Genomic DNA, 10,831 nt, shown 5'->3' with positions numbered 1-10,831 from the left:
CCTGCCCGGACGGTCCGGGTCCTCGCCTGCCGCGCGCTCCGCGGGGGTGTCCGGAGCGGCCGATTCACCCGGATGCGGGACGCCCGTCGATTGACTCCTGCCTCGCCGCCCCGGGACAGTGGGGCGGGCCGCGCGATCCGGCGCGGTCACGTCGCGCTGCCCGCGCGGCGAGGCGATCGACGGGAGGACGCGCCGGGATGGCACGGATCCGACGCGCCGCGGTCGTCGCCGCCCTCGTCGTGCCGGTCCTCGTCGCAGGGGGAGTCGTCGCCGTCGCGCTCTCGCACGCCGACGACACCGCGCCCGTCGTCGTCCCGGACGGCTGGGACCAGGCGTGGGAGGACGGCCACGTCCGGCAGGGCGAGTCCGTCGTCCTGGCGTGGGGCGACCTGCCCGGTGCCGACCCGACGCACGCCACGCTCGACCTGCGCTTCGACCCCGCGCGGACCGTCGCGGCGCTCGACGCGCTCTACGACACGACCGTCGACGAGCTCGCGGTCGCCGCGCCCGACGGGGCGATCGCGGAGTCGAAGGTCGTCGTCGTCGTCGACGGCACCTGGACCCAGGGGCCGGGGTCAGGCCGCGAGCAGCCCGTGCCCGCAGCGCACGGCGGGCTGTCAGCGCAGACCCGGACCGTGAGCGGTGCGGTCGAGAGCGGCGTCGGCCTGGTCCGGGCGACCGTGCCCGCGCTCGCGGGCGGCGGCGGGTCGGACGCGCCGGCCCCCTCGTGGGACCTCGCGCGAGGCTTCGCCGAGATGGTCCTCGACTTCGCGCGCAGCGAGTCGCCCGACGGCGGCGTCGCGGGCGACTCCGCGGGGACGTTCGCGGCCGCGAGCGCGGCCTACCTCGCGACCGTGAGCGCGGCCGACGGCATCGGTGACCCCGCCGACCTGGTCCGCAGCCCGTCGCTGCCGTGGTCGAGCGCGCGGCTCGGCGACGGCGGGTGGCTGCTGCTGCAGTACCTCGCGGAGCGCGACGACGACCGGGTCGTGTCCCGCATCTGGCGCGGCGGCGACGGCACGCGGACGGCGCTCGAGGCGTACCGCGGGGTCGCCGGCCTCACGCAGTCGGCGCTCAACCGTCGCGTCGCCGAGTACGCGATGCGGACGGTCGCCTGGGACCTCGGGCCGTCCCGCGAGCTCGCGGACGCGGTCGCGGCGCTCGACCCCGTGCTGCTCGCGGGCCGGACCACGCCCGTCGAGGCGGTCGCCGACGACCCGGGCCACTACCGGGTGCCCGACGCGTTCGCGCCCTCCGACTACGGCTACAACGTCGTCCGCCTCCAGCCCGAGCCGGGAGCGCGCACCGTCCACGTGCGCCTGCGGGGCAACAGCGCCGCGCCCGACGCCGGGTGGTCGGTCGGGTTCGTCGCGCTCGGCGGCGAGTCGCCGCGCTACAGCCCGGTCACCGAGGGCGACGACGCCGAGCTCCAGTTCTCGCTGCGTGACGGCGAGGGCGAGGTGTACCTGGTCGTGACGGGCACGCCCGCGCAGCCGCACGTCGTGGACTCCGCGAGCGGGTTCGGCGACGTGCCCCGGTACCCGTACGAGCTCCGGCTCGCCGGTGCGACGGTGGTCGACGAGGCGACGCAGCCCGCCGCGGCCGGCGGGCACCGGCACCCCAACGGGGGCGGCTGGGTCGACGACGCCGCACGCGTCGACGCGACCGCGTGGGTCGGTCCGCACGCCGTCGTCCGCGGTGACGCGCGGGTCACCGGGGCCGCGCGCGTCGAGGGCCGTGCCTGGATCGAGAGCGGCGCCGTCGTCGGCGGGGACGCCGTCGTGAAGGACATGGCCGTCGTGCGCTCGTCCGCGCGGCTCAGCGGGTCGGTGGTCGTCGGCGGGGACGCCGTCGTGGGGTTCACGTGCGACGCCGGCGGCTACGTCGCGTACGAGCCCGCGCGCGCGTGCGACGGGCAGCAGCCGCACGCCGACGTCAACGCCGTGCCGACGCCCCTGCCGGCGGACGCGCTCACGTTCTCCGACCCGCAGCTCGCCCCCGCGCAGCCGCCCGTCACGGCGACCCCCGAGCCCGGGACGTCGCCGGCGCCGCAGCCGACGCCGCAGGCCACGCGTCCGCCGACCGCGCCGCCGTCCGGTGCGGGCGGTGCGGGGACCCCGTCGACACCGCCCGCGAACGGCGGGGGCACGAACGGCGGCGTCGCGCCGCCCGAGCCGGTCACGGCCGGCGGGTGCACCGCGACCTACCGTGTGACGACGACGTGGGAGAGCGAGGGGCGCGCCTGGTACCAGGCCGAGCTCGTCGTGACCGCCGGGTCGGCGGGCGTGAGCGGCTGGGCCGTGTCGTGGACCCTGCCGGCGGGCAAGAACGTGACCGCCGTCTGGAACGCGCAGCTCGGCACGTCCGGCTCGAGCGTGACCGCGGAGAACATGTCGTACAACGGCACGCTGCGTGCCGGCGAGACCGCGACGTTCGGGCTGCAGGGGACCGCGCCGACGCCCGACGTGGCGCGCGCGGTGCACGACGTCGGCTGCGCGCAGACGCGCTGACCTCGCACGCGACGGCCGCAGCACCGGCCGGTCGACGGCCGCGCCCGGGGCACCCGGACCCCGTGCCGGCGAGCGGGAGCGCGGGCGGGTCGAGGGCCTCGCCCCGGGGAGCTACAGCCCGAGCACCGAGCGGACGTCAGCCGCGACCGCGTCCAGGCGTTCGCGCGCCGCACGTCGCGCGTGGCCCACGGCCTCGTGGTCGGCGTCCGCCGGGACGGGCTCGACGACCTCGAGGTAGCACTTCACCTTGGGTTCGGTGCCGCTGGGGCGCACGACGACGCGCGTCCCGTCGGACGTGAAGAGGCGCAGGCCCTCGGTCGGGGGCAGGCCGTCGCGGTCGTCGTCGGTGCCGGCGGCCAGGTCGACCACGGACGTCACGTGCACCCCGGCGATGCGCTGCGGCGGTGCCTCGCGCAGCCGCTGCACGGTCGCGGCGATGTCCGCGAGGTCCGCGAACCGTGCCGACACCTGGTCGGTGAGGTGCAGGCCGTGCGTGCGCGCGAGGTCGTCGAGCGCGTCGACGAGCGTGCGGCCCTGCGCCTTGAGCGACGCCGCGAGCCCGGCGACGGTGAGCGCGGCGGAGATGCCGTCCTTGTCGCGCACGTGCGCCGGGTCGACGCAGTAGCCCAGCGCCTCCTCGTAGCCGAACACGAGCCCGTCGACGCGGGAGATCCACTTGAACCCCGTGAGCGTCTGCGCGTGCCGGAGCCCGGCGCTCGTGGCGATCTCGCCGAGCAGGCGCGACGAGACGATCGAGCTCGCGAGGACGGCGTGGTCGGTGCCCGCGGCGGCGGCGCGACGTGCGGCGAGGTCGCCCAGCAGCGCGCCGGTCTCGTCGCCGTGCAGCATGCGCCAGCCCTCGGCGCCCGCGGTGTCGGGGCCGCGGTAGGAGCGGGTGCGCAGGTCCTGGACGGCCACGGCGCACCGGTCGGCGTCGGGGTCGAGCGCGAGCACCAGGTCCGCGTTCTCGTCGCCCGCCATGCCGATCGCGAGGTCGATCGCGCCGGGCTCCTCGGGGTTCGGGAACGCGACGGACGGGAAGTCCGGGTCGGGGAACTCCTGCTCGGGCACGAGCAGCACGTCGGTGAAGCCGGCCGCGGCGAGCACGCGCTGCGCGACCTTCCCGCCGACGCCGTGCAGCGGCGTGAGCACGACGCGCAGCTTCTTGGCGGCGGCGCGCGCCTCGGGGGACCGGTCGGCGAGCCCCACGACCGCGCCGACGTAGGCGTCGAGCACCTCGGGCCCGAGCACGGTCCAGCCGTGGTCGGCCCGCGGCACCGACGCGACCGACGGGACGCGCGCGATCTCGGCGGCGATCGCGGTGTCCGTGGGCGGGACGATCTGCGCGCCCTGCCCGCCGTCGGTGACGACGCGACCGCCCAGGTAGACCTTGTAGCCGTTGTCCTGCGGCGGGTTGTGCGACGCGGTGACCATGATCCCGGCGTCGGCGTCGAGATGGCGCACCGCGAACGCGAGCACGGGCGTCGGGAGCTCCTCGGGGAGCAGCAGCACCTCGATGCCGACCGCGGTGAGCACGCCCGCGGTGTCGAGCGCGAACTGGCGCGAGTTGTGACGCGCGTCGTAGCCGACGACCACGCGCGGCGGCGGGGTCACGCCGTCGAGCTCGCCCAGCAGGAAGTCCGCGATGCCCGACGCGGCGCGGATGACGACCGCGCGGTTCATGCGGTGCGGACCGCCCGCGAGGCGCCCGCGGAGACCGGCCGTGCCGAACTGCAGCAGCCCCTGGAAGCGGTCGGCGAGCTCGTTGCGGGCGACGCGTCGGGCGTCGAGCGCCTGCCGCTGCGTCGGGTCGGGCTCCTGCCCCGGGGCCAGGCCGACAGGTCCGGTGCGGGCCGTCGTCAGCAGGTCGCGCAGCTCCTGCGCCGTCCGCGGGTCGGGATCGTCGTCGATCCACGCCTGCACCTGCGCCTCGAGGTCCGCCCACACCACGTCGCCGGTCATGGGGCCAACGTACTGAAAGCGCCGCGGAAGGTCCCGCCGAAGGTCCCGGTGGCGTGGCGCGCCCGTGTGCCGACGTCCCTGACGTGCACGGACGCCCGCGGCCGGTCGTGCGGCGGCCGCGGGCGTCGGGGTCGTGCGTGGTCGTGCGTGGTCGGGCGGCGGGCGTCAGACGCGCCGGACGACCTCCGCGAGCAGCGCGCTGATCCGCGGACCCGCGGCCGCGCCCGCCGCGAGGACCTCGGCGTGCGACAGCGGCTGGTCGCTGATGCCCGCGCCGAAGTTCGTCACGAGGGACACGCCCAGGACCTCGAGCCCGGCCTGCCGGGCGGCGATCGCCTCGAGCGTCGTCGACATGCCGACCAGGTCGCCGCCGATCCGGCCGGCCATCGCGACCTCGGCGGGCGTCTCGTAGTGCGGGCCGCGGAACTGCACGTACACGCCCTCGTCGAGCGTCGGGTCGACCGTGCGGGCGACGTCGCGCAGCCGCGCCGAGTACAGATCGGTGAGGTCGACGAACGTCGCGCCCTCGAGCGGGGACGTCGCCGTGAGGTTGATGTGGTCCTTGATGAGGACGGGCGTGCCCGGCGCCCACGCCGTGTTGAGCCCGCCACAGCCGTTCGTCAGCACCAGCACCGACGCACCCGCGGCCGCCGCCGTGCGCACGCCGTGCACGACGCGCCGCACGCCCCGGCCCTCGTAGAGGTGCGTGCGCGACCCGAGCACGAGCGCGTGCTTCGGGGCGTCGTCGGGGGTGCCCGCGATGCGGATCGACCGGATCGTGCCGACGTGGCCGACGACCGCCGCCGCGCTGAAACCCGGGACCTCGGTGCTCGGCAGCTCGGCGACCGTCTCGCCCAGCAGGTCCGCCGCGCCGCCCCAGCCCGAGCCGAGGACCAGCGCCACGTCGTGCTTCGCGACGCCCGTCACGCTCGCGAGGTGCGCGGCGGCCGCGCGGGCCACCTCGAACGGGTCGGTCGCGGGGTCGTCGAGGTCGGGCACGTCGGTGAGGTCGCTCATGCCCGAAGGCTAGCCCGCACCGACGGGTCCGACGCAGGACGTCGCGGTCGCGCGGTGCGACGCCGTGCGCGGGCCCGGGCGGCGACGCGCGGACGGCCGCCGACGGGCCGGGCAGGCAGAATGGGCACCCGTGAGCACCCCGTCGCAGGACACCGACCGTTCCCGAGCGCCCCGCGTCGTCGTCGTCGGCGGCGGACCCGGCGGCTACGAGGCCGCGCTCGTCGCGCGCCGCCTGGGCGCCGACGTCACCGTCGTCGAGCGCGCAGGGCTCGGGGGCGCCGCGGTGCTGACCGACGTCGTGCCGTCGAAGACCCTCATCGCCACCGCGGAGTGGATGACGATCGCCGACCGCGCGCCCGAGCTCGGCATCCGCCTCGACGGCATCTCGGCGCCCGGGACGGTCGCCGAGTCCGGCGTCGGCTCGCTCGTGCGGCACAGCATCGACCTCGCCGCGGTCAACGCGCGCGTCAAGGCGCTCGCGGCCGCGCAGTCCGCCGACATCCGCGCCCGCCTGGACCGCGAGGGCGTGCGCACGGTGCTCGGCCACGGCCGGCTCGACGGCCCGTCGCGCGTCGTCGCGACCACGGCCGACGGCGAGGAGGAGGTGCTCGACGCCGACGTCGTGCTCGTGTCCACGGGTGCCACGCCGCGCGTCCTGCCCGAGGCCGTCCCCGACGGCGAGCGCATCCTCACGTGGACGCAGCTCTACGACCTGCAGGAGCTGCCCGAGAAGCTCGTCGTCGTCGGGTCGGGCGTGACCGGCGCCGAGTTCGCGGGCGCCTACACGTCGCTCGGGGCGGACGTCACGCTCGTGTCGTCGCGCGACCGCGTCCTGCCGGGTGAGGACGCCGACGCCGCCCAGCTGCTCGAGGACGTCTTCAAGGCGCGCGGCATGACCGTGCTGTCGCGCTCGCGCGCCGCGGGTGCGCGCCGCGTCGGCGACCGGGTCGAGGTGTCGCTCGCCGACGGGCGCGTCATCGAGGCGTCGCACGTGCTGTTCGCCGTCGGCTCGATCCCGACCACCGCGGGCCTCGGGCTCGAGGAGGCGGGCGTGCGTCTCACGCCGTCGGGCCACGTCGAGGTCGACAAGGTCTCCCGGACGTCCGTGCGCGGCGTCTACGCGGCGGGCGACGTGACGGGCGTCTTCCCGCTCGCGTCCGTCGCCGCGACGCAGGGGCGCATCGCCATGTCGCACGCGCTCGGCGACGCCGTGAAGCCGCTGTCGGTGCGCGGGGTGTCGGCGAACATCTTCACCGCGCCCGAGATCGCGACCGTCGGCTCCACCGAGGCGCGGCTCACCGAGCTCGGCGTGCACTACACCGTCAGCACCCTGCCGCTGGCCCGCAACCCGCGCGCGAAGATGCTCGGCGTGCGCGACGGGTTCGTGAAGATCTTCGCCGCCGAGGGGACCGGCACGATCCTGGGTGCCGTCGTGGTCGGCCCGCGTGCGAGCGAGTCGATCTTCCCGCTCACGCTCGCGGTGACGCACCGCCTCACGGCCGACCAGGTCGCCGACGCCTCGACGGTCTACCCGTCCATGTCGGGCACGATCGGCGAGGTCGCGCGCATGCTCCACCGTTCCGCGGACTGAGCGCGGAGCGGAGCGGACGGTGCGGGCCGTGCAGCGGCACGCGCCGGGAGCGGAGCGCAGTGCTCGGGCCGACGTGGGTACGGACTGAGCGCGGAGCGGAGCGGACGGTGCGGGCCGTGCAGCGGCACGCGCCGGGAGCGGAGCGCAGTGCTCGGGCCGAGGTGTGTACGGACTGAGCGCGGAGCGGGCGGTGGGCGGCCGGGCCGTCAGGGTGTGAACGTCGCGGTCACCGGCAGGTGGTCGGAGAGCGTTGACGTGCCCACGGTCGCGGCGGTGTACGTGACGCCCTGACCGAGCACCCAGTCGATGCGGTGCGCGGGGTCCGTGCTCGGCTCGGTGTGCGCGTCCGGGTCGCCCGCCTCGTCGACGGCGCTGACCCACCCGGCGTCGGTGAGGAGGCCGAGCTCGGGCGAGCCGGGCTCGGCGTTGAGGTCGCCCGCGAGGATCGCGGCGCCCGCGACGGGCTCGGCGGCGAGCAGCGCGTCGAGCTGGTCGAGCCGCGTCGGGGTGTTCGACGCGCGGTGCTGCAGGTGGACCGACGTGACGCGCACCGGGGTGCCGGACGCGGTCGTGAGGGTCACGGACAGCGCCGACCGCTGCTGCGGGCCGGCGCCGTAGGGCAGCGGGTGGACGGCCACGTCGGTCAGGCCGGAGCGCGCCAGGACGGCGTTGCCGAACTGCCGGTCGGCCGCCGGGGCGAAGCGGATCGTCATGTCGAGGCGGTGCGCGAGCCACGTGGCCATGTCGGCGCCCCCGCCGAAGATCCAGCCGCGCTCGACCTCCTGGAGCGTGACGACGTCGGGGTCGGCGGCCTCGATCGTGCGCGCGACACCCTCGAGGTCGACGGCCGTCAGCGGGGACACCCCGTAGTGCAGGTTCCAGTCGACGACGGTGAGCGGACCGTCGGCGGCCTCCGCGGGGACGGTCGCGCCGGTCGTGCTCCAGCCGCGGTGGCCCGCGAGCGCGCCGACCAGGGCCAGCACGACGCCCGGGATGAGGAGCAGGCGCGCGGCGTTCACGCGGGCGGGAACCTTCTCGTCGTCGAGCGGCGGGTCGTCGACCTGCGCGGCGACCTCGGGCGTGCGGCGGCGCAGCCCGGCGAGCCCGACGACCGCGGCCGCGAGGACCACGACCCAGGCGTTGTCGACCGGCAGCGGCACGTCGTAGTCGAGCATGTAGAGCAGGAGCGGCAGCACGACGCCCAGCCCCGCGAAGCCCGTGCTGATCGCCGTGCGGGGGATCCCGGGCGGGGCCGGGCGGCGCGTGCTCAGGACGGTCGCGACCACGAGCCCGGCCACGACCTGCGTGACGGCGAGCGCGACGAGCGCGACGGGTCCCGAGGTCCACAGGCTCACGCCCGTGCCGACCGCGAGCAGCACCGCGGCACCGACGCGCACGGCGGCGGGCCACACGTCGGGACGCAGCAGGGGCCACGCGCCCAGCGCGGAGGCGCCCAGGAGCACGAGGCCCGCGACGTCGAGCGGCACGTCGGCCTGCGACGCCGCGAAGGCCGGGTTGGCCAGCAGCATCACGGTGACGGCGAGGAACGGCCCGAGCGCCCACAGGCGGCGGGGTCGGCCGGTCGGCTCGGGGGACGCGTCCGGGCCGACGAGCCCGCGCGTGACGAGGAACGGCGCGACCGCGACGGCCGCGGCGACCGCCCAGCCGACGGCGCCGGACCGCCAGACGGCGTCCCACGTGCCGAGCAGCAGCTGGAGGCCCACCGACAGCCCGGACCCGACGAGGAGCCCGGTCGCGGCCTGCCGGGCGCCGCCGCTGCGACCCGCGACGTGCGCGACACCGAGCGTCAGCACCGCGACCGCGACGGCCACCCAGACCAGCCCGGTGACGTCGAGCGCGAGGCCGTCGAGCGCCTGCACGACGAGCCGCAGGACGGCCAGGACGCCCGCACCGGCGAGGACCGTGCGGGCGTCGGGGGTGCCCGAGGTGCGGCGGCGGGCGAGCAGCAGCACGGCTGCCACGAGTCCCGCTCCCGCGTACGTCGCGACGGCCGCGCCACCCGCCGCGGCCGTGCCGACCGCGAACCACCGGTCGAGCATCGGGCCGCTGGCCCGGACCGCCTCGAGCGTGGCGACCGTGAGCGCCGCGACGAGCCACACGCGCGTGGGCGTGCCGGCGTCCGGCGGGGTCGCGCTCGGGCCGCCTCCGGCCGGGGTCGAGGTGCGGGTGCCGGCGGGAGGGGTGGTCACGCGCCGCACGGTACCGCTCCGCGGCGCCGGAGGCCGTCGACGGGTGACGTGGCGAGGCCGTGCCGTCCACGCACGACGGTGCGCGGGACGGTGCGAGGCGGCCGCGTGGTCGGGCGGTCGGCGCCGTGCGGGGCCGCGCGTCGCGCCGCGAGGACCCGCGTCGGGTCGCCGCGCGAGGGCGCGCGGAAGGTCGTCAGGCGAAGAGCGCCGAGCCGACGAACGGGCCGTCGTCCGTCGTCACGGGCGTGCCGTCGGCGCCGAGCACGAGCGACCCGTCGGGCACGCCCGGCGGGACGGCGAACAGGCCCGACCCGGTGTGCTGGAGGTACTCCATGAGCCCGTCCTGCGCGGACAGCCGGTTCTGCATCGGCACGTAGTGCGTGCGCGGGTCGCGGACGAACGCGAGGAAGAACAGCCCGGCGTCGAGACGGCCCAGCGCGTCGTTGCCGTCGGTGAAGTTGTAGCCGCGGCGCAGCATGCGCACGCCGTCGTTCTGGTCGGGGTGCGCGAGGCGGACGTGGCTGTTCGTCGCGATGAGCGGTGCGTCGGCCCGGCCCGTCGCCGCGAAGTCGGGCTCGGTGAACTCGGTGCCGCCCGACAGCGGCGCGCCCTCGCCCTTGGTGCGGCCGACGAGCGCCTCCTGCTCGCGCAGCGACGTGCGGTCCCACGTCTCGATGACCATGCGGATGCGCCGCGCGACGAGGTACGTGCCGCCCGTGAGCCACGCCGAGTCGACGCCGTCGCCCGCGTCGTCCTGCGCGGCGGACTCGGGCACCCAGACGTGCGCGTCGAGCGCGCCGTGCTCCTCGGCCTTGACGTTCGCGGTGCCGTCCTTGAAGCCGAACAGGTTGCGCGGGGTGCGCTGCGCGGTGCTCGTCGACGACGTGCGCCCGTAGCCGAGCTGCGTCCACCGGATCGCGGCCGCACCGAATGCGGCGCGCGACAGGTTGCGGATCGCGTGCACGGCGACCTGCGGGTCGTCGGCGCACGCCTGCACGACCAGGTCGCCGTCGCTGCGGGCCGGGTCGAGCGCGTCGCCCGGGAAGTGCGGGAGCTCCAGGAGCCCGCCGGGCAGCCGGTCGGCGAGGCCGAACCGGTCGGTGCCCGGGGTGCCGTCGGGCGCCGGGGTGCCGACGAACAGCGACCGGCCGAAGCCGAACGTGAGCGTGAGCCCCGCGGGCGGCAGGTCGGCGGCCTCGCCCGTGTCGTCGGGCGGCGCGTCGTACGGGCCGGAGGCCGGGCCGAACGGTCCCGCCGACAGGCCCTGGGTGAGCCGGGCGGCGATCGTCGTCCAGCGGCGCAGCAGCGCGACGAGCTCCTCGCGCGAGTCCGTCGTGACGTCGAAGGCCGCGAGGTACAACCGGTCCTGCGCGGGCGTGGCGATGCCCGCCTGACGCGCGCCCGTGAAGGGGAACGTGCCCGGTGCGGCGCTCGCGGTCGGGGCCGACGCGGTCGCCGTCGTCGCGCGCGCCGCGCCGAACCCCGCGGCCGCGGCGACTGCCGCGACACCCCCGCCGAGGCCCAGCAGCGCGCGCCGGGAC

The 10,831-nt window shown here is 77.0% G+C and carries 6 protein-coding genes; 2 read left to right on the top strand and 4 right to left on the bottom strand.

Annotation, left to right across the window (positions count from 1 at the left end; all coding sequences use genetic code 11):
• Positions 1-197: 197 nt before the first annotated feature.
• On the top strand, positions 198-2,510 hold the full coding sequence (locus CTKZ_RS12245; RefSeq protein WP_124343207.1) for a DUF6055 domain-containing protein: 2,313 nt from the start codon (positions 198-200) through the stop codon (positions 2,508-2,510).
• Between the two features lie 111 nt (positions 2,511-2,621).
• Here the strand turns inward: CTKZ_RS12245 and CTKZ_RS12240 are convergent, their stop codons facing one another.
• Positions 2,622-4,472, bottom strand: coding sequence for a phospho-sugar mutase (locus CTKZ_RS12240; protein ID WP_124343206.1), 1,851 nt, complete (start codon positions 4,470-4,472; stop codon positions 2,622-2,624).
• 165 nt (positions 4,473-4,637) lie between these two features.
• A complete protein-coding gene (locus CTKZ_RS12235; RefSeq protein WP_124343205.1) occupies positions 4,638-5,489 on the bottom strand; it encodes a purine-nucleoside phosphorylase in 852 nt (283 codons plus the stop codon).
• 130 nt (positions 5,490-5,619) lie between these two features.
• Here CTKZ_RS12235 and CTKZ_RS12230 point away from each other — a divergent pair, with 130 nt between their 5' ends.
• Positions 5,620-7,080: an NAD(P)H-quinone dehydrogenase gene (locus CTKZ_RS12230; RefSeq protein WP_124343204.1), complete on the top strand. Its 1,461-nt coding sequence runs from the start codon at positions 5,620-5,622 to the stop codon at positions 7,078-7,080.
• 206 nt (positions 7,081-7,286) lie between these two features.
• Here the strand turns inward: CTKZ_RS12230 and CTKZ_RS12225 are convergent, their stop codons facing one another.
• Together CTKZ_RS12225 and efeB are read right to left on the bottom strand one after the other, a co-directional pair.
• Positions 7,287-9,290, bottom strand: coding sequence for an endonuclease/exonuclease/phosphatase family protein (locus CTKZ_RS12225; protein ID WP_235843465.1), 2,004 nt, complete (start codon positions 9,288-9,290; stop codon positions 7,287-7,289).
• Between the two features lie 193 nt (positions 9,291-9,483).
• Positions 9,484-10,831, bottom strand: a 1,348-nt coding sequence (efeB, locus tag CTKZ_RS12220) for an iron uptake transporter deferrochelatase/peroxidase subunit (protein ID WP_124343203.1), incomplete at its 5' end; no start/stop codon positions are given.

This window comes from Cellulomonas algicola, assembly GCF_003851725.1.
Lineage (GTDB): Bacteria > Actinomycetota > Actinomycetes > Actinomycetales > Cellulomonadaceae > Cellulomonas > Cellulomonas algicola.
The sequence above is the reverse complement of the archived record's forward strand: the minus strand, read 5'-3'. Positions and strand labels throughout refer to the sequence as shown.